Here is a 19,920-nt window from a genome sequence, read left to right on the forward strand (position 1 = left end):
CTGTCTCGTCGTCCTGCGCGACGGGGCGTTTATACTGACCCGCATCGTCTACTGGTGAATGAGTTCCCTCACGCGTCGGACGCTGTGGCTTCTCGTCGTCGTCGTCCTCGTCGCCTCCGCCGGCTGCCTCGGTGGAACCGCGCCTGACGACACCGCCACCGACCCGACCGTCACCGACTCGGCGACCCCGGCGACCACCGACTCCGCCACCGACGAATCGTCCGGCGAAACGCTGACTGCGACGACGGGAACGCAGACGGCTACCGGCTCGTCCGGAACCCAGGCACACCCGCTCTCGTCCAAGCGCCTCGCGACCTCACACGCGACCTCGCTCCAGGACGCCGAGAACTTCACCCTCGACTATTCCATCGATATGACCCAGGTAACCTCGACCGAGACCCAGTCGTTCACCTTCGACTGGACCGTCCAGGCCGACCTCGCGACGGGCGCACAGGCCATCGACGGCACCCTCGCCGGTGACGGGTTCACCACCAGCGACGACAACTCGACGATGCAGTTCGACCTCTACGTCTCCCCCGATGGAACCGCGACCCAGCGCTCCGCCTTCGGTGATACCGTCCAGTACCAGCAAGCGGACGCCGCCCAGTACGACGTCTCGACGTACCTCACGGCCATGAACGCGACCAGCGCACTCGACCCAGAAGCTGCGAATTTCACCTACGACGGCCCGACGACGGTCGACGGTGAAACCCTCTACGTCTACACCGTCTCCGACCTCGACCAGCTGTACCTGCCCACCGACCAGGCGGACGCCTCCGCGTTCGACTACAGCTCCGTCTCGAAGTTCGACCTCCGCCTCGTCGTCGACGACGCAGGCACCCTCCGAGAGATGCAGTACGACCTCGAAGTGACGGAAGACGGTTCCAAACTGAACCTGCACTTCGAACTCTCCTACACCGAACTCGGCACGACGACGGTCGAAGAACCCGACTGGCTCGACGAGGCCTCGACGTAACTGGCAACATGTACCCACGGGTAGGAGTTCATCGGATTGGGCGCAGGATAAGTGGGCGCTGCAGGATTGTGAACCTCGGTCGCTCGCTTCGCTCGCTCCCTGGTTCAAATCCTTCGCGGAGATGATTCTCCGCTCACGTTGTTCGCAGAAGAATCATGGGCGCTGCAGGTGTCCATCTGTAATTCACCCACCCTCCCCCATATCTGAGTAGCACTCATCGGTTGATCTCCCTCCATCGCCGCTCGGCTTTGTCGCGCTCTGAAGCACGGTCGTAGTGCTTGTCGAGGATGGGTTCGGAGGCGTCGAGGCGGTCGGAGACGATGGCACGGGAGACGCCGTCGTCGCGGTACTTCGTCACCCGGGCCTTCCGGACGTCGTGGGGAGAGCGAGCCGATGGGCACATGCTGGCCTTCGCGCGAGTGTTGTACTCGCAGGTGGTCGGGTTCTCGTCGTGGGGGCACTGGTGGTCGAGCATGCAGGGGCGGGTGATCTGGTAGAGCGTGACGCGAACCGTCCCGGCGGAGATACGGCCATGGGTCGTGGTGAGAAGCGGGGCACGACCGTGGTCGTCGCGGATGCGCACGCGGGGGCCGTCGATGTAGTCCTGGATGACCTTCGCGACCTCGTCGCTGATGCGGTTGACGCGCTCGCTCTTTTCCCCATTCTTGAGACGGGTGTCCGTCTCCGGGCGGTTGACGAACTCGATGGTCGGGGAGCTGGTGTCGAGGTCGACGTCCTCCAGGTCGATGGCACGGATGCCCCCGATGCGAGCCCCGCAGTGCCACAGCAGCAGGAAGATAACGTGGCTGCGGCTGGCGTACTCGTAGCGGTAGAGGTAGTCCAGGATCGCGGGCACACGGTCGGGAGCCATCTTCGAGTCGCTGACCTCGTCGCTCTTGCTGAGTTCGGGGAGTGGGACCTTCGTGTAGAGGTCCGGGTGGACGGCCTCGACGTCGGCACAGAACATGAGGAAGGTACGGAGCGTCGAGAGGGACGTTTCGAGGGTTGTCGGGGCGAGCTTGTCGACGTCGCTGTTGCTGTAGTTCCCATTGGCGCGCCAGACCCGGTAGTGGTAGAGGTCGCGACCGCTGAGGTCGTTCAGGTTGTCGACGTCCTGCTCCTCGCACCACTCGATGAAGGGACGGAGCCGCGCTCTATGGGAGGTGATGGTCCACTCCGCGGCGTCGTCCTTGCGGGCCTCGAGGTAGAGTTCGATGGCCTCCTCGACGCCCATCGGTTCGAGCTCGCTCATCGGTCGTACCTCCGTCCGATTCGGTGGTCTTTCGTCGAGGACCAGGCCGTGAGGCCGTCGTCGGAGAGGCGGACCCACGAGGTCGCGGCTGGCCAGCGGTCGTCGACGTCCAGAGTTACCCCCGTAACGGTGGACTCGTCGACCGCCATCAGTCGGTCACCCCGAAGGGCGCGTCGTCAGCTCGGGTCGGTTCACGAGCGTCGAGATCATCGGTCTTCTCGCGGACCTCGAGGCGGCCGCGCTGACCAAAGTAGTGGTCCTCGCTGAAGACGACGCCCGAGGCGTTCACCCCGTAGCGGACGCCGTCCTCACCGTCGACGAAGACGGCGCGGTGGCGACGGCCGGGGTCGAGGGCGGGCTTCGTCTCGTCGACGACGCCGGAGACGGTGAACGCACCCTGCGCGTTCGCGTAGGCGAGTTCGACCACATCGCCCTCGTTGACGGTCTGGAGGCTGGCCGGGTCGGACTTCGAGGGCGTGGCCGGGGTGTCGGCGCTCACTCGTCTTCACCTCCGTCGGCGGCCGGCCGGCGGAGCATGAAGCCGCAGGTGTCGGCGAGACGCTTCGCGCGCGATTCGAGCATGGCGCGTGCCGAGTCGGTGAGCTGGTACTCGTTGGTGCGCTTGTCGAGTTCGGCCTTCGCGACGAGCCCGTGGTCGACCAGGTGGTCGAGGTTCGGGTAGAGACGGCCGTGGTTGATCTCGTCGTCGTAGCGGTGCTCGAGTTCGCGCTTGATGGCGAGCCCATAGCTGGTCTCGTCGGCGCTGTCGAGGCGGTGGATGGCTTCGAGGCAGTCGCGCTGGAAGGCGGTCAGGTCCGCCCAGGTGGTCCCGCCGTCGGCCGCGACCTCGCGCGCGGTTTCGAGACTGGTGAGGTCGACGATGGTGAGCTGGGCTTCGATGGCGTCCTCGACGAACGCGGCGACCCGGTCACTGGTGAAGGCGTCGACGATGCGGCCGGTCGTGGTCGAGCGCGCGACCCAGAGGGTCTCGGGGTGATCGCCGGAGAAGGTGGCCGCGTTCGTCAGCGGGTGGGGCCACGTCTGGCCGCCGTCGGTGCAGATAGTCGGTTTCGATGCTGCCGGTCGTTCACGGGTTTTAAACCCGCTGTCGTCGTTCTCGTACATGGCTTTCGTGCCTTCGTCACGGAAGCTCACGCGGGCCGATGCTCCACCATCGGGCCCGCAGTTCTGATGCAGACCCAATCTCGGTGAGAGACGGGTCCGCGTGACGCTTCCTGTCGGCAATATATCGCACAGGGATTTAGTTGTATTGGACAAACTAAATTGTCCAAAAGAACCAGTTATCTGGATGCAACTATCTAACCAGTGATAATATGATGCCTCGCTATCTCGGTCAGGATAATGGCTGGCCGGAAGGAGACGGTTACCGACGCCGAAATTCTGCAGTTGTTCTTGGAGTCTGACGACCCCATTTTGACTACTCGGGAAGTGGCCGATGCTTTCGATTTCTCGAATGAGGGCATGAGGAAGCGACTTTACGCTCTCGAAGACGACGCCCTCCTCCAATTCAAGAAGGCTGGGAGAAGCCCTGTTTGGTGGATAACCGAAGAGGGGCGTGAAACGGTCGAACGGGAGAACTGACCGCCTCACGCCTGCACCCCCAGTCCCAACTGGCGGAGAGTCGATTCCATCCAAACCGGCTGTTCCTGGTCGTCGATCTGCTCCGCTACCTTCGCGCCATCTCTGTCCAGGACTCCGAACTCCCAGCGGTCGGTGTCGACCTCGATGAAGACCAGGGCTGCGTAGCCTCTGCCAGTTCTGTCTGACCGGATTCGCACCGAGACTTCTACGTTGTCAGCTCGCTCATCAACGATATCCAGCGTCGTATTTCGATACATCCCGGCTCATGGTGAGAGGTGGGTATGAAAAAGGGAAGGGCGGGAGTCATCGAAAAATCTCAGCTGAACAGATGGCTTCTACTTGTAAACTGATCTGATGGGTTATGAACCATGTTCTTGGTGTGATTAAGACTGAGAAATAGTGGCATTTCGTGGGGTCAACTTGTAGCTCGTCTACCTAGTACGAAACTTAACATAGCGGTTAGAAGAGCGCCAGCTATCGTTTCAGCAAGTGCAATTCCTTCGTTCAGACCTAATGGGGTAATTCCTCCATTTGAAGCGGTTATCAGGCGTCTAACGCTGAAATACAGTACAGTTGGTGCCTGTGAAATTGAAATTGGTTCCTTGAGTGTGTAAAATATTTGATTACCTGGGTCGGCTCTTAGGCCAGATATAGGGTAGACTAATGAAAAGAATCCTATGATAAATATGGCGCTAATCAACACCTGTAGTGGACTCTCCCCATGCTTCATTGTCCTTCTTGTAAGGGATAAACGAAACCATGAAAGTTTTGCAGTTGTATATGACAACTTCCTTTTTATTTCCTTCTGTCTTATATTGTAGTGTCTTTGTGATTCAGAAACCGTTGAAATCTGGAACACATGTTTCAAATCCGAATAAATCTCTTCGGACTCCTCCAATCGCTTACTATCTTGGCGACTCCAGAGAGGGAATCGAGAAAGTGCTCTGGAAGATCCGCGGATGAATTTTTCAAGCATTCCAAGATTTTCCCAGTAACTCTCCATCTTACAATTATATTCTGATTCAAATTCATAATCCTCATCCAAATCCACCAGAGGACCTCGATTATCACATGAAACAGCTGGTTTGGAAAATTGATTGTCTATAAAGTTCCACTCGACATCGTGGTCAGCTGTATATTCTCTACAAGTTTGTTTCCCAAAGTCCGTTTGGTGGTCAGCGACAACGTTCCGGAAATCCACGCCGTACATATCTGCACCTACAAAAGAAGTAGAGCGTATATCGGCTTTGTATAAAATTGCGTCTTCAAAATTAGCCCCACCACATTCGGCTTTATACAAGTCGGCATCTACAAATTCCGCACTACGAAGATTTGCCCTGATGAATTTAGCGCGCCTGAAATTTGTGCCATCCAGGGTTGCATCTGCTAAGTCCGAATGTTGAAACTTTGCAGAGCTAGCATTAGCGTTCTTGAAATCTACGTTGTGAAGTTTCGCGCCCATGAATCTGGTGTCGATGCACTTGCTTTCATCGAATACGGCACGTTCTAGGTCTGTTCTTGGATGGTGAAACTTCGCTGAACGTAGTTTCGCACCCGTGAAATCGGAGTTATATAAGTCAGAACCACGAAAATCAGCCTGGTTTAATTGCGCATCTGAAAAATTGGCATTGTGTAGCTTTTTTGATGAGAAATCCAAAGCGTCGCCGATTGACATCCCTGACAGATTCAATCCGTGGATTTCCTCACCAATGTTTTCCCACTTGGCCGACAGCTGGTCAATATTTTTATTTTCATCTTCTGGATCGGCGTGGAAGATACACTTCTCGCCATTTTCGATGGGTTCGATGTCACACTCGATTGGATCGACGCCATATGGTAGAGAGTCCTCAGACGAGGCGGCCCCACAGACTTCTTCTTCGTCATCAGACACGGTACTTAATGAACATTTACCCATCCTCTTATATCATATGGCGAATTAATAATTATCAAACATTATACTTTTACCGGGTAGTTTATGTTATGCGCCTCACCAATTCTGAGTCATGGATGTCTTCGATGTCCCACGAGTGCAAGTCGAGGACTTATCTGAGGATATAGTACGGACTAATTTTAATGATGGAACAGAGTTCAATGAGTATCTTTCCAACTATTTCAAAGACATCGCCAGTAGAGATCTCTACATAGTGTCTGGAGTCACAGACATCGAAGGGCAATCAAATTTCTCGTCGGCAATCCAAGAGCAAGGTTGGGATGTTGAAGAGGACTATGGAGCGGTACTCAAGATTGGTCAGGATTATGGCGACCACAGAGCTCAAGCCTATTTGTATTATAACCCGGATAATCAACTGTTCTTCCTCTATACAGACCAACGCAAAACGGAAGAGATTGACAACTCGATAATTCCCCTGCTTGAAGATCTCGAAAGTGCTCATTACCTCTACATCAGTCCAAGAACACTCCGCCAGGTTGTAGATATGATTGCAGAGGAGGAGGAAGCAGCTGAAGTAACTGAGTTTGTTGCGAAAAGGAATGAGGGGACAAAGATTGATTCTGAAGAACGGCCTGACGTAGAACGCACAATAAATTACTATGCTGACGACGGTCTCAAAACATTAAGAGAGGTTGGTGAAAAATACGGAGTGTTACCTCATATTCTGGAAATATCGATACCAGATAAAATCACCTTTCGAGTGAATAAAGAGGGTGTCTTCAAACTCGTGAGTGGATCTTTGGATTTCTTGTTTCAATATATCGAAGAATGCATAGAACAGACTCTTTCGATTAAAGATGCTTACGATAGCACAGCAATTGAACCAGTGGAGATTACCCAAGGATATACCGTCTCTCAATCCATCCCGGCAAGGATTGAATTGACACAACCAATGACTCACGATGAGTTGAAACCACTCAAGTCGAATCTAAAAGAAGAGGATTATGCACTGATCGACTCACATTCCCAGAGGGGTTCAGTATATTTCACTAGTAAAATCTATGATTCTGAAAATAATATCTTCTTCAATGTGAGAGCGGATGAGGAAGCGATCAGGGTCTTCCCTAGAGATGAAAAGAATATAAGCACCTTCTTCCGGTTCTTTGAGGTTATCCAGTCGACCTTGGATGACCGGGCAGAACCTGCCACTGTCGACATTCAAGCTTCATAATATGAGATTACGAGATACAGATTGGTATCCAGCACTAGCTGAGTTTGAGAGGATTGCCAATGACCATTACAGGGATGTCTTCAGCGAACAGTTTGAAGAACTACAAGAGGACGACGACGCAATCGAGTACGCGAGGAATATTTATAGGAATAGAAGAGACGCTTCTCAGCGGGCCCACGCGGTCCGGACAACTCTGATGGCTGCCTTCCTTCGATATGGAGAATTAGGTAGAAGAACGAACTGGTCGTTTAGGACATTCTTTCCACTTAGGACTCACGAGGGAGATTCAGCTGATGTTCTAGTTGGAAACCAATCGGATGGGGCAATTCTATTAGGAATTATCCTTCCCGATAGATCCAGACCGGAGTCAGTTATTGACAAAGGGCTCGAGGTAATTGAGAGTGTGAGAAATAACATAGACCCACTCCAAGATGATATTGGTCTTGATTTCCACCCAGACCGAATAAAGGTCGCAATTGTAGTGGACGATGGCAGAGGGCAGGAGACAGGGAACGAAATTGTAGATCGCAAGGGAAGCCAACCTCAATTAGAGGAGTTCTATGTCTGGAGAGTCAGGGGGACCAACGGAGAGAAATTCGATTTATATACCAACTTCCGCTCTGGATCTGAACATCGGAACGAGGACCCTTTGGGTAGAATTCTTGAAGACGGCGTACAAGTGATTGATTCTCCTCACTCGATTCCTGATTTCTTTTACGATGTACATCACAGTAGATTACTCGAGCACACTGTCACAGTTATGGCGAGCGAGCAAACTAACACAGATATTCCAAATACTCACTTCTCAGAGCAAGGGGTTAGAGAATATTATACTGAAACTCTCCATGGACCTAATTCGGAAAACAAAGCTTTCAATCTAGCTGAAAGGATAATCGAAAGATGGCTCGAGATGGATATTATCACGGCAGTTTCAAGCTCCAGTGACAAAATTGGAGATGGAAGTGAAACATACCGATTCAGGTCTAGAAAAAAGAATGCCGAAAGTATCTATTATGATCTTGAAGAAGAATATGAATCCAAATCAATTGAATTTCTCTTAAAAGTCCGGGCAATCAAAGAAACGATTTCGGAATATCTTGAAGAAAGTGGCTCTCAGTCCGATTTGGCTGAATATGGGTTCCTGTAAAGAAAGGTTCTACTATTTAGAATATATCCACCGAATACTCCCTTCCCTTTTTTTCGCCACTTGCCACTACGACTCCCTCCTTCTCCATCGCCCGCAGATATTCCCGCCTCGTACTCTGCGCCCTCACCTCGCCAGCTTGCTCCTCGTACAACCGATGCAACTCAGAAGCCGATACTTCCCCTTGCTCGCGAATAATCTCGTACAGCAACCGCTGGTGCGTACTCAGCGCCTCCACATACCGCGTCGCAACCTCTGACCGAACATCCTCTGCTACAGAATCCACGTCCTCGACAGTAATCCGCCCCCGATCGTCATCCAGACACAACTGCGCACTGTGCCGAAGCAACGAGATTCCCATCCGGGCGTCACCGGCCGCCACGTCCGCAACGTGCTCGATCACCTCCCCGTTCACCGCGCCGACCTGGAAGCCGACCTCGGCGCGGTCCCAGAGGATGTCGGCCTCATCGACGAGCGCGACGAACTGCCTGTTGTCGTCCCACGGTCACTCAAGGCCCTATTAATCCCGCAAGTTCACTAAATCCTTTTCCCGGGATAATCCTCGTAGAGAAGACTCCAACTCGCTTCCATCAAAGACCATTGATGGGATTAGTGCAGACAATGCCCCAGAAATCACGCCATCCGTCATGATAGTAGACTGAGTGCTCAGTTCATGGTGTCTCCACGTTAAGTTATCTGATGCCCTCTCTATGGTACACTCTCAAACAAGTATGACACACGTTCGATATTTTAGTACTCCACTTGGCGTTTTCAAGAGTGGAGCCTACATTAGATCATGAGCACGACAATAGACCCACTGGGATTAATCACGGGACCGAGTATCAGTGTGAAGGGAGTGAGCGTCGGACAAGCTGTCCTCGCGGGGGTTGGGATCATAGGCGCTGTATCAACCAGCATAGCACACAGCGAAAACGCAAGGGCAGAAAAAGAGGCACGAATGGACCATGCCATTGATGTGTGGATTCAAACTTCTGAGCCAAAAATCAGTGCCCGCGACCACGTAACCAACTACCGTACTGACTCCAGCTATCGTCGGGACTTCGATTTACATCTTAGGACGCGGAATCTCAACCCTGAAGAATACCGGAACCGCTTGCTAACGGGGCAGTAATCGATGTCCACCGGACCAGTTCACGACGAGATTATGTACAAATTGGTTGATGGACTCGCGGACCAACCGGGACTCCGTATTGACCATATCGGCGGTGAACTGGGACTCACGGGGGTGAAACCTGATCAAGTGAATGGATACTATCCCGACCTCACACTTGGAAAGTCGCTTATCGAAGTCGAATCCGATATGCGAATTAACGGGCACGCACTCAAGCAGGCCACAGCTTTCACGGAGAACGGCGACTATCGGGTCATCTTCCTCTACCCAAAGGGGGCCCAAGTCTCCAGTGATGACTTCCCCGAAGGAACCACGATCATCATAGGCGATCCTAATCAAGTCATTCGCATCTTACGTGGTGATATCTTCTTTGAGAGTTCGATGTTCTTGGGTATGGGCCTCGGGCTTAATTCGGCTCTCCACGTTATGAACCAGATGCGTATGCGGAACGAGGACCGGCGTAAACGAGCCTTCTTAATGTCTCGGACCGAGCCATGGGAACCCGAAACCAGTCTACTAACACGTGAAGCTTCGAACGATTAGCCGTCCATACCGGGCGTTCCCTTCTTTGTGAAGATGGCACTATCCATGTCGATATGGTGAATATATAGTCCCTCTCCCTTCACCGCTTGATTGGATCACTCCCTCCTTTTCCATCGCTCGCAGATACTCCCGCCTCGTACTCTGCGCCCTCACCTCACTAGCCTGCTCCTCGTACAACCGATGCAACTCAGAAGCCGACACTTCCCCTTGCTCGCGAATAATCTCGTACAGCAACCGCTGGTGCGTACTCAGCGCCTCCGCGTACCTCGTCGCAACCTCTGGTCGCACATCCTCTGCAACGGAATCCTAGATCACGCCCGAAAGTATAAGACACTCAAAATATCATTTTCATGTAATCTGATGTCAGGTGATGATGTTCTTGAATTGCAAGGCGTTTCAGCCCCGGTGTTGGGAACCGATAGGGATGGCAGGCTCAGTTATCAGAAGAGCGAAGCAGCATTCACCCGTCTAGATCGGTCGTATATTGCGGCAGCAGCGGCGGCGTTTAGCAGCGGACGAGATATTGCCTTGATATATCCGTCGCCGCCAACGTTCGTACAGCTCCCGATCTTACTGGCGGTCGGGTATCAGTGCCGGGGGAGGGGACCACCAGCCCTATTTGTAAGTAATCGGTCTGGAGTCCGAGATCAGTATTTTAATCTCGGGATAGGTCCGTTTCACCCGGCCCCGGGTATCGAGCCAGAGCCACTGGGTGAATTCACTGCACCAATGGTTCGCACAGGAGATGGCGAATCTGTCAGTTACATCACCAGGCATAAGCCACGAAACTGGGAGGGTAAGCCACATCAGGCGGCAATCGTACACACCAATTTCGGGAAGAGTCTCGCTCACGATTGCAAGCTGAACCTCTCCGGACTAGTGCTCGACTTTACTACCGGACTGTTAGACGACCGTGCGGCACAGGAGGGCTGGGAGAAAATCGCGAGGGAGCAGGGAATCCCGCGTATTATGATCTTCGACTCTCCTACCCATGAGTATCTTGAATCCCTCGCGAAGGAGAACGAGCGACGGGCTGGGGCTGGAGTGGAAGAAATTCTGTTCTGGGGGTGGAGCCATGGAGAGCTTCAGGCGGCACCACAGAAACTGCTCGAGCCTGTCGCAGATCTGGATATGGGAAGTACTGATGGTGGCCCAGATACAGACGATGGGTCTGTTATCGCCAATCCGTTCAGGGAGTCAGTCGGGCCGCTGGTCAACATAGCACGAGGGATAAACCGTGAGATTGTTGAGATACCGCATGGTCCTCTGGAGGAAGTCTCCAGGGAGGCATGGAAACGGATCAATGAGACAGCGCAAACGTTGAGGGAGGAACCTGAGGTATCCTCATTTGCGCATCAGAGTGTCGCAAACGCATACTTCATCTACTCATATCTGGATACGCTCCTTCCGGCAGTCGATTATCACGACTCACTGATGCGGCTCGACGATACGGAGAGCTGGGGAGCGGGAAAGACTATCCAGCACATGATTAACAGTCTTCGAAAGCGCCAGGACTCACTGGATGATGAGATTCTGGGCGTAGGGGAGCAGATCGCAGACTGCTGTGACGCTTTCGAGCGGATGGCTGATGCCCTTCGAGAGCATAACCCGAAGGCCGACGAGCTGGCGACTCAGGTACGCAATGCTATCGAGTCAGACTGCTCTATGACTGTTCTTTCGGCCACGCGAAAACAGGAATCGATAATTCGGTCCTTCATTACTGAACGAACTGAGTTTTCAGGTGAGGCGCTGTCTGGGTCCTCGATCAAATTCCACAACCTGTACAGCCCCCATACGATCCCGGAGTCGGACATCTTGCTCTTTCCGGGCGTTCCGACTAATAGCCACTACCCGGCTCTTCTCGCAGGTGCTGCCCCCGAGCATCGATTCCTGATATACAGCTGGACCCGATCACGGTTCGAAAGACGGCTGGCGGATGTTCTGGACAAAGCAGAATGGCGTGCGGGGGGAGGCCCGCAGCACCACTTCATACAGGAGATGGGACTGTCCAGTGAGTCGCTTTCCGAGTTTACTCTTGCTGATAAACCGCGAGCTCCACGCCCTTACGATTACAGGAGGGCTCAGCAGTCAGAGGGCGAGAAGAAAGATTCTGTCAGTATTTCTCGCTCAAACGCCCGGTCTGGTGGTTCAACCAAGATTGGGAGAAGTACGCCTACTGCTCCGGAGGATGTCTCGATTGACCTGGAGGACCTCAGACCCGATGATAATGATGACTTCTGGGTCTCGGAGCAGGAGTTTGATAGCGGTGAGCAACAGGAAACGATTAACGCTGGACGATCTGTGGCTGATGCCCAGTCTAACGAGCGAGGTGAGGTGGAAGCGATCCGGATCGACTTCACCGACGACACTCTTCTGTACGAGCAGCCCGGTGGCCATCTGTGGAAACTATATGACGAGGGAGGCCAGTTGCGGCGGAAACCTGTCGCAGCGCAGGCACTGAAAAAGGGAGACGAGGTCATTGTAATCAAGGACGACAGTCGCCGGGACATTTTCGAGCACATCGTCGAGAAGATTCACTCTGAGTGCCGCGGGCCGTTCCAAGATTACCTCTCGATGCTAGACCTGTGGACAACAGGCCTCGACAAGATTATGGAATCTCTTACACCATCGGATGAAGAGCGCGAGGAGCTTGGAATCCTAGAAGACGTCAACCCCTCTAAACGGCAAATGGCTGAATGGATCCAGGCGGACCTGAAGGAGTGGTCAACGAAGCATGAAGAGGACCCGACTCGCACTGCTAACCAGATTAAGAAGTGGTTACAAAAGGAAACTATCGGCCCATCAAATGCTGCTGTGATTCGGGCTCTGGGAGACATTTACAATGTTGAATCGTTACGAGCCCATTCTGAGCAGATCTTCAAAGGGCTGGAAGAGGTACGCAAGTTGCACGTGAGGGTAGGTATGAATCTGAGCAAAATACTGATCGGGGCACGTGAATCCGACAGAGACGATTGGCTACTCGAGGAGTGTGGCCTAAGGATCGGGGACGTTCAGTCTGCCACAGCTGTAAAAACGGTTGAGAAAGTGGGAGATGAGTGGTTAGAGATTAGCACAACGAGACTCGGGCGACTTATTCAGAGGTAATCATCAATGTCTGAAGAATCAGAAACTGACGGCCGGCTCGATAGTACATCAGCGGAGGAGACCTCAATCTGGGAGCAGGCAGGAACCAGTCTGCGCCAGCATCTGAAAGAGCCTGTTGAAGGACTTTCAGATCCGGAATACCGGGATCAGGCACGGTTTGCGGAGTTCATCGGGTCCCGGGTACTCGACAAAATTAGCGGAACCGGTAATCGAGAGCCAGAAGACCGGAAGTCAGTGCTCGACAAGCCATCCGACCGGTATTTCGCCGGTCAACTTGTGCCGGAAGAAGAAGCGGGGCATAGCGACCTCGATGATGAGATGCAATCGAAACTGAACCCTTCTGCGATTCAGGCCGAGTTTCTCCTTGATCCTGAGACGGCAGAAGGGCTTCAGATGAGTATTTCGGGCAACGTGTACTATCGCTCTTTCCCCACTTTCGAAGAGCAAATGGACGACTCACTCGTCACACTCGCAGACGAGGTTGAGCAAGAAAACGAGCAGAGTGAGGAGGAAGAACGTCTCACGCCAGTCTACCGACGCATCTCATTTGAAACAGGAGCGATCGAAATCGAGATTCCAGATCTGGGTTTGATAAGTCGCGGGGAGATACTACAGGGAACAGTTGAGCGGCGGGTTCTGAATCAGCTCCGTGAGCAGCTTCGAAATCGGGTGGAAGAAATTGACGATTCGGACCGTCATCCCCCGGTCTGGAGACCGTCAGCCAATATCGACCGGGAGCTGGAGGTTCCCCCGGTGGCTGATATGGATCAGCCGATCGACATTGACACAAGATGGGATGGAGAGTATGTGTTCCCGGCCTCGTTCCTGAACGGTTCGAGCGAAGAAGATACACGAGCACGGTTTACTGCTCTCATTAAGGAACTAACTCACGGTCCTGATAATGAGATGATGCTCCCGCCATGGGATATTGAGGTCTCATGTGAGTTCTCCAGACGGCACAGCGACCAGATATCCGAGGCAGATCATCCAGTGCTACAGGGGACACTGGTTGTTGAGAACCAGTCGGCCCCGGGGCCGGCAACGAAAGGTGTTGAGTCAGACTTTGGAAAGTACGACTACGACACTACGCTTTTCGACGTTACGGCCCGGATGAAACTCGCCAGCGGTGATTTCACTGACTTCACATTCGAGCGGTTGGAGAAAGATTTCAGATACGACCGATCTATCCCTGGGCACGGAACGAACTGTAATGTGGTCCGTCCAGAAGGCGAACCATCCGGGGTCCTTGAGACTGAATACTTGCCAACACACCGCCAGCAGCGGTTTGTGACCCGAGATAAAGAGTCGCTAGACCCAGTCCCCAATACCGACTTCACGATGCTCGCAGATCTGGAAAATGGGGGACTGGATGCGCTGGAAGATCTGGTGTCGGCGATGGAGTGGTATCTAGAGGACTTTGATGGTGGATACGATCAGGCACTGAAACAGGACTACAGTAATCGCCCCAACTTCCTCGACCGGGATCGCGAAGACCTTGCTGAAGATAGGGAAGCATTCAGACGAGAGATTCAGCGCTGTCGCCGGGCAGTTGACTGCCTCCGAGATGACCTTGAGAGAGCCCATTCCGATCCGGGTCATGAGCCATGGGTGGCCCGCGCGTTTGAGCTCATGAATCGATCTTTCCGGAGGAAAGTCAAAGCGCCCGACGGCGACCCTGATTACGAGTCGTGGAGACTTTTCCAGCTGGTATTTATTCTCCGTGTCCTTCCGGATATCGCGACGAGAGCACCGGAATATAAGCAGTGGAGCGATGTCTCGTGGCGGAAAGAAGATAACGAGCAAACTACGCAGGAAGAATCACAGAATCATAACGGGGAGCCGATGGCAGCCCTCGACCTTGTCGATATTGTCTGGTTCCCAACGGGAGGCGGAAAGACAGAGGCATATCTCGGACTGGCCGTTTTCAGTGCGTTCTTCGACCGGTTCAGAGGGAAGAAGTATGGTGTCTCTGCATGGACTCGATTCCCACTGCGTCTGCTATCGCTACAGCAGACGCAGCGAATCTGTGAAATATTGATGTTCGCTGAACTAACTCGGCTCGAGACTCCGGAGTTACGAGAGAAAGGTGGGCTGCCGCTCTCCCTGGGATATCTCGTGGGGTCATCTAATACTCCTAACAAGCTGTCGAGCTACACAAAGGCCGATTACGCTGATGACGAGGACTACATCCGTAAATACCTCCGATTCACAGAAAACGAAACGTTGCGGGAAGAGACACAGGTTATTCCGCGCTGCCCTGCCTGTGAGAGCAAGGCAAAACTCCGGGTTACCAGTGACTTTCGGCTGGCACACACATGTACCGCAAGCCGCGAGGACTGTCGGTGGCAACAGCGCGATCCGGGCAATAAGGGGAGCTATGAGATATTTGCGAAAGATGAGCTTCCCGTACATATCGTGGATAACGAGTTGTATCGGTACGCCCCGACGATGGTGGTGGGGACGATCGACAAGATCGCAGCAGTAGATTACGACCGGAAATCTGCGCATCTCTATACCGGAAGGATGACTCACTGGTGTCCGGACCACGGGTTCGCCAGCAAAGGCGAGTGTACCGAGAAATATGGTTGTCATAACCGCTATGGCGGTAATGCTGACCCCGAGGAGCGGTTGATTCCACTCGAGGATACTCCGCTAGGCAACCCACACGATATCTCGCCAACACTACAGATTCAGGACGAGCTTCACCTGCTCGAGGAGACACTCGGAACGTTCGACAGCCACTTCGAAACGCTCATCGATACGCTCCAGCGTGAGAATGGGCAGCAGCGAACCAAGATCATCGCAGCGACAGCGACAATAGAGGCTTACGACAGGCAGGTCAAGGACCTCTATCTTCGGAAGGCGGAACGATTCCCAGCACCGGGGCCGTACAATGGAGAGAACTTCTACGCAACGACCGAGGAAACCACGAGGCGCCAATTCTGTGGTGTGATGCCTCATGGCAAGACCCACATTAATGCCGTACTCGACCTGGTGTATCACCACAGGCACGAAATCGAACGGCTGCGTCAGGATCTCGATGCAGGCGCCGATCCCCATCCACTTATCTCTGAACTGAACCTCGAGAGCGTCGAGTCCAACGATGAGCTTCGTGACCTTGTTTCTCTTTATGAGACAACGCTGTCATACTGTATCAGTAATGATGAAAAAGATCGACTGACCGAGTCCATCGAGGGACAAATAGCTGATTATCTTATGAGAGATGATTTGCCGAGACCTCTTTCGAGAGAACTCACGGGTGACACGAAATTTACTGAAGTGGAGAGCATCCTTAACAACCTTGAAGATCCACCAGAGGACCCGCAGGAACGGATTGATACGGTTGTTGCGACAAATATGATCAGTCACGGGGTCGACGTGAACCGGTTCAATTACATGGTGTTCTTTGGGATGCCCCGGCAAACCTCTGAGTATATCCAGGCCAGTTCGCGGGCGGGGCGGAAGCACCCCGGGCTGGTCTTGCTCTGTTTCAATCCAGCTCGAGAGCGTGACCAGAGTCACTACCACATGTTTAGCAAGTACCACGAGTATCTGGACCGTCTCGTTGAGGCCGTCCCCCTGAACAGGTGGAGCCATTTCAGCGTCAAGCGTACCCTGCCCGGCCTTCTGTTCGCGTGGGTTCTGACAGAGTGGTGGTATCAGACTGATGAAAATCTGTACTTCGGGGAACCTGTGCAGAATCTAGCGAGGGCTCTACAGCCCAACCATACGGTCAAAGATTCGATCCTTGATGATCTGAGTATCGACACGAGAGATGACGTCCTCCAGCTGCTCCGGAGTTCGTACGGTTCCGACCTGGCAGGAGAACTTCCAGAGGCGTTCGATAAGCAGCTGGTGGACCAGTTCGAACGTGCACTTGGGAGTCTGGAGAATATTGATGCGGACATGGCCTCAGAGGCTCTTTCTCCGCCCCCGATGCTCAGTCTCAGGGATATCGAGGAACCGATCCGGCTTGTTCCGGATGATGACAATGACAAACAGCTGTTTCGCCGAATGTCGCGGAGGTAATCATCATGAGTGAAGAGAACTACATGACGCGCGGTCGGTCACAGGTACTGTTCAACTATTTACCCGGGAAAACCTTCGACTACTCCGGTCCATATGGGATTCATCGGGTTACCGGGATCGACGCAGTCCCGAGTTCTGAAGTGGATAAAGAATTCGTCGGAAAACGGGTTCTCTCCCGGGTCCGACAGTGGTCCGCAGCCGAGAATTCGCTTGGACAGGCTGGTTTTCCACAGAAAGCGTCACAGTTCAACTTGGTTGAGCCAACAAAGGTGCGGAGTGAGCTATTCCCACTGTTGTTCTACTGTTCCGACTGTGGTATCGTTGATACTTATGACGACCCCGAGGAGCTCGCAAAGTATAATTCAAGATTGAGTTGCCGACACTGTGATGGGGATCTTCGTCAGTATCGATACGTGTTCATACACGAATGTGGGGAGATTAAAAAACCAGATCCAGGCCGGTGCTCGGCCTGTAACACGTGGGATCGGTGGAAACTCGACACGCAGGACAGCCAGCGGTTCGAGAACTTCAGGTGGCGTTGTACCAGTTGCGGGACCACCAAGGGCCTGAATGACTACTGCCGATGCTCACTCAATGATAGTCGGATGACTCTTGCCGTCCATAGTGGTAGCAGCGTCCATATCCCTCACCACTTTTCACTTATCAATATTGAGCAACGAACGTCAAGTAGTGTTGACAGCCCGATATATGCAAAAAAGATATTGGCGAGATATCTTGACCTGACTGATACTCCCCTTGATGAGATTGACCTCGATCAGGCGGGAGGGGGTGAAGAAGTCCAAGAGAAACGAACAACTCTCAGGCAGCTCCGGAAGATGGAGGAATCCAGTCCATCAGACGGAGTCCGGGAGACGATTCAGCGACTGGAAAAGGAAATTGCGGAGCTGGAAGAGTCGACGGATCCACTTGCTGATCTGGTCAAAGAGTATGTCTCAATCACGGAGCCACAGGACGGCACGCATTCAGCAATCGCAGATGATCATGCAAGTATCGTCTATGAGCTGCGCCAGTACCTGAGCACAATTGAAGAGTTCGAGCGGAAGTCAGTGCGTGAAATCATTACTGAAGCAGGGTCTAACGATCCACAGAGCAAGAAGGCACGCGAGACGCGGGCAAATCAGCTGGAAAAGAAACTCCATGCCAGCGGTATCAGCTCCGTAACGTTTACTGAGGAGTTCCCGATTACAAACGTCGTCTTTGGGTATAGCCGCGGGAGTCGAGATGAAGACGAGGCAATGCTAATGGGATTCTCTGAGACCCAAGTTAACACAAGCGGGGAGGGCTTCCCGATCTTTGTCGATACAGTCTCGACTGAGTCGACTCAGATCGAACTCGATCCGCGTGCGGTTCTCGGCTGGCTTCTCGAAAATAGCCTGTCTGACGAAGGCCCCGGCGCAGAGCTCAGAGATCAAATGCTGGATTCAGATACCCCGGCGGACCGCCGGTACCCTGTCCCTGTCTCTTGGGACAGCGAAACCGTTGACAACTGGCTACAGGGCAGCGGTGTGACGCGGGTAGAAACGGAGCCGCTTGATGAATGGGGAGAGAGTGAAATCAGAGCTTGGATTGTAGACAACGTCACCGAAATCCCGGAATACAGCACGATCGAGGTGGGTGAGTCTGAAAAGAGTCCGATGACCTACTTTGTCTACCATCTCATCCACACGTTCTCACATAGCGTTCTCAAAGAAATAACGAAGCTTTCCGGAGTCTCTCGAACGAGCCTCTCTGAGCATCTCCTCCCGTATTCACTCTCATTCATTATCTATACAGACCAGCGCGAGGACTTTTCGCTGGGAGGCATCTACACAATGCTGGAATCCGACCTAGATGATCTCATCTCGGAGATACATTCCAAGGGGAATAACTGCGTTTACGATCCAGTATGTAGTCGACGCGGATCTGCCTGCTTTAGCTGTATGCATGTTTCGGAGGTTTCCTGCTCTCATCTTAATCGAAATGTCGGTCGGGACTTCCTCTTCGGCTCAAAACCAGCGGCAACACGGGATATAATAGGATATCTCGAGGTCGCAGAAGAATACCACCAACAAAGCACAGGATGAATAATCAAGTCTCAACCGACCTCTTGCTGGAGTACTTCGACTTCGGAACCCTGCTCGGGGATCGGTCGACAGTGGATCGCCTTCTCCAGGGGCTACTCAGTTTTGCTCACTCGGGGGACACCAGTGGAACTGCTTCAGAAATCCATGCTGCGATGCCAGATGGAGTCTCTGAGACGCTGGTGGAAGATGTACTGGGCTACATGGAGAACGCTGGCTGGGTGACTGCCAAGTTCAACAGTGGAGAATTCCATTATCATATTACAGCTGATAGGGTTGTAGATCCACTCATTGGTGCTCGACAGATGCTCGATCTGGGCCGTCAGATGGAGGAACGTCGGGACACAGAGGAATTCGAACTGGTATGTACTCTCCCCGAAAGCGATCCCCGGTTCAGTAATCTCCATCCAGTTGACTTCGGGCTCCACCAAATTACGAGCAAGTTGCTAGAGATGTGCGGATCAGCCAATCGCCGAATCATTATCCTAAGCCCGTTCATTGAGGAGCAAGGCATTAAGTGGCTTCTCCCCGGTCTCCAGTCAGCATTACAGCGGGGTGTGAGTGTTGATCTGGTCTCAAGTGAACTCCAGCAGGGCTCTGCAAATAGTTATGCGCTGGCTCCACTTACTGAACTCGATCAGAGTGACGTGCCGGGGGCGCTTAGAATTTTTGAGTACTATCAGCAACCACCTCCCGGAGAGAGATACCCAGTGTACGCCCTACATGCAAAGGTGATGATCGCTGACAGAACGACAGCATATGTTGGCAGCGCCAACTTTACTGGCAATGCCTTCTTGAGATATCTTGAGATTGGCGCTGTATTGCGTGGCGAGAACATACATAGCCTCGTTGAACTTGCTGATGTTCTCATTGAGGAGCGTGCAAGCATGATTTATCCAGAGACAGAGACATGATCCAACTGTATACAGAAATC

At 53.2% G+C, this 19,920-nt stretch carries 18 protein-coding genes; 10 read left to right on the forward strand and 8 right to left on the reverse strand.

Annotated features, from left to right (window positions below; translation table 11 throughout):
• Positions 1-58 precede the first annotated feature (58 nt).
• Positions 59-976, forward strand: a complete 918-nt coding sequence (locus tag ACSC1S_RS05715) for a DUF7537 family lipoprotein (protein WP_435363515.1) — start codon at positions 59-61, stop codon at positions 974-976.
• A 214-nt stretch (positions 977-1,190) separates the two neighbouring features.
• Here ACSC1S_RS05715 and ACSC1S_RS05720 read toward each other — a convergent pair whose 3' ends face one another.
• The 4 genes from ACSC1S_RS05720 to ACSC1S_RS05735 are packed head-to-tail and all read right to left on the reverse strand — an operon-like array spanning position 1,191 to position 3,383.
• The gene (locus tag ACSC1S_RS05720; RefSeq protein WP_435363516.1) at positions 1,191-2,228 is read right to left on the reverse strand and encodes a tyrosine-type recombinase/integrase; all 1,038 of its coding nucleotides are present in this window, start codon (positions 2,226-2,228) and stop codon (positions 1,191-1,193) included.
• Positions 2,225-2,377: a hypothetical protein gene (locus ACSC1S_RS05725; protein WP_435363517.1), complete on the reverse strand. Its 153-nt coding sequence runs from the start codon at positions 2,375-2,377 to the stop codon at positions 2,225-2,227. Before ACSC1S_RS05725 ends, ACSC1S_RS05720 begins: the two co-directional genes overlap by 4 nt.
• A complete protein-coding gene (locus ACSC1S_RS05730) occupies positions 2,377-2,727 on the reverse strand; it encodes a hypothetical protein (RefSeq protein WP_435363518.1) in 351 nt (116 codons plus the stop codon). The genes ACSC1S_RS05725 and ACSC1S_RS05730 overlap by 1 nt, the downstream gene beginning before the upstream one ends.
• Positions 2,724-3,383, reverse strand: a complete 660-nt coding sequence (locus ACSC1S_RS05735; protein WP_435363519.1) for a PadR family transcriptional regulator — start codon at positions 3,381-3,383, stop codon at positions 2,724-2,726. Before ACSC1S_RS05735 ends, ACSC1S_RS05730 begins: the two co-directional genes overlap by 4 nt.
• A gap of 207 nt (positions 3,384-3,590) precedes the next feature.
• Between ACSC1S_RS05735 and ACSC1S_RS05740 the strand changes: the two genes are divergently transcribed.
• Positions 3,591-3,830, forward strand: coding sequence for a helix-turn-helix domain-containing protein (locus ACSC1S_RS05740; RefSeq protein ID WP_435363520.1), 240 nt, complete (start codon positions 3,591-3,593; stop codon positions 3,828-3,830).
• A gap of 5 nt (positions 3,831-3,835) precedes the next feature.
• Here ACSC1S_RS05740 and ACSC1S_RS05745 read toward each other — a convergent pair whose 3' ends face one another.
• Together ACSC1S_RS05745 and ACSC1S_RS05750 are read right to left on the reverse strand one after the other, a co-directional pair.
• Complete coding sequence (locus tag ACSC1S_RS05745) at positions 3,836-4,087, reverse strand: hypothetical protein (protein ID WP_435363521.1); 252 nt, start codon at positions 4,085-4,087, stop codon at positions 3,836-3,838.
• Between the two features lie 158 nt (positions 4,088-4,245).
• Positions 4,246-5,721 carry a pentapeptide repeat-containing protein gene (locus ACSC1S_RS05750; protein ID WP_435363522.1) on the reverse strand — a complete coding sequence of 492 codons (1,476 nt, stop codon included), beginning with the start codon at positions 5,719-5,721 and terminating at the stop codon, positions 4,246-4,248.
• Between the two features lie 112 nt (positions 5,722-5,833).
• On the opposite strand from ACSC1S_RS05750, the gene ACSC1S_RS05755 reads away from it, so the two are divergent.
• Entirely contained in the window at positions 5,834-6,952 is a 1,119-nt protein-coding gene (locus ACSC1S_RS05755) for a hypothetical protein (RefSeq protein WP_435363523.1), read from the forward strand.
• Between the two features lies 1 nt (position 6,953).
• Positions 6,954-8,099: a hypothetical protein gene (locus ACSC1S_RS05760; protein ID WP_435363524.1), complete on the forward strand. Its 1,146-nt coding sequence runs from the start codon at positions 6,954-6,956 to the stop codon at positions 8,097-8,099.
• A 16-nt stretch (positions 8,100-8,115) separates the two neighbouring features.
• Here the strand turns inward: ACSC1S_RS05760 and ACSC1S_RS05765 are convergent, their stop codons facing one another.
• Positions 8,116-8,511, reverse strand: coding sequence for a Cdc6/Cdc18 family protein (locus ACSC1S_RS05765; protein WP_435363525.1), 396 nt, complete (start codon positions 8,509-8,511; stop codon positions 8,116-8,118).
• Between ACSC1S_RS05765 and ACSC1S_RS05770 the strand changes: the two genes are divergently transcribed.
• Both ACSC1S_RS05770 and ACSC1S_RS05775 read left to right on the forward strand, forming a co-directional pair.
• A complete protein-coding gene (locus tag ACSC1S_RS05770; protein WP_435364612.1) occupies positions 8,434-8,637 on the forward strand; it encodes a hypothetical protein in 204 nt (67 codons plus the stop codon). The genes ACSC1S_RS05765 and ACSC1S_RS05770 overlap by 78 nt on opposite strands.
• 594 nt (positions 8,638-9,231) lie before the next feature.
• Positions 9,232-9,771: a hypothetical protein gene (locus ACSC1S_RS05775; protein WP_435363526.1), complete on the forward strand. Its 540-nt coding sequence runs from the start codon at positions 9,232-9,234 to the stop codon at positions 9,769-9,771.
• Between the two features lie 39 nt (positions 9,772-9,810).
• Here ACSC1S_RS05775 and ACSC1S_RS05780 read toward each other — a convergent pair whose 3' ends face one another.
• Positions 9,811-10,059 carry a BlaI/MecI/CopY family transcriptional regulator gene (locus ACSC1S_RS05780; RefSeq protein WP_435363527.1) on the reverse strand — a complete coding sequence of 83 codons (249 nt, stop codon included), beginning with the start codon at positions 10,057-10,059 and terminating at the stop codon, positions 9,811-9,813.
• Between the two features lie 72 nt (positions 10,060-10,131).
• Here ACSC1S_RS05780 and ACSC1S_RS05785 point away from each other — a divergent pair, with 72 nt between their 5' ends.
• Genes ACSC1S_RS05785 through ACSC1S_RS05800 form a run of 4 tightly spaced genes read left to right on the forward strand, consistent with a single transcriptional unit; the run spans position 10,132 to position 19,900 of the window.
• On the forward strand, positions 10,132-12,876 hold the full coding sequence (locus tag ACSC1S_RS05785) for a DISARM anti-phage system protein DrmE domain-containing protein (protein WP_435363528.1): 2,745 nt from the start codon (positions 10,132-10,134) through the stop codon (positions 12,874-12,876).
• Between the two features lie 6 nt (positions 12,877-12,882).
• On the forward strand, positions 12,883-16,905 hold the full coding sequence (locus tag ACSC1S_RS05790) for a helicase-related protein (RefSeq protein ID WP_435363529.1): 4,023 nt from the start codon (positions 12,883-12,885) through the stop codon (positions 16,903-16,905).
• Between the two features lie 5 nt (positions 16,906-16,910).
• Positions 16,911-18,989 carry a DUF8724 domain-containing protein gene (locus ACSC1S_RS05795; protein WP_435363530.1) on the forward strand — a complete coding sequence of 693 codons (2,079 nt, stop codon included), beginning with the start codon at positions 16,911-16,913 and terminating at the stop codon, positions 18,987-18,989.
• A complete protein-coding gene (locus ACSC1S_RS05800; protein ID WP_435363531.1) occupies positions 18,986-19,900 on the forward strand; it encodes a phospholipase D-like domain-containing protein in 915 nt (304 codons plus the stop codon). Before ACSC1S_RS05795 ends, ACSC1S_RS05800 begins: the two co-directional genes overlap by 4 nt.
• Positions 19,901-19,920: the final 20 nt, after the last annotated feature.

Origin of the sequence: Haloarchaeobius pelagicus (assembly GCF_051207375.1) — an archaeon.
GTDB lineage: Archaea > Halobacteriota > Halobacteria > Halobacteriales > Natrialbaceae > Haloarchaeobius.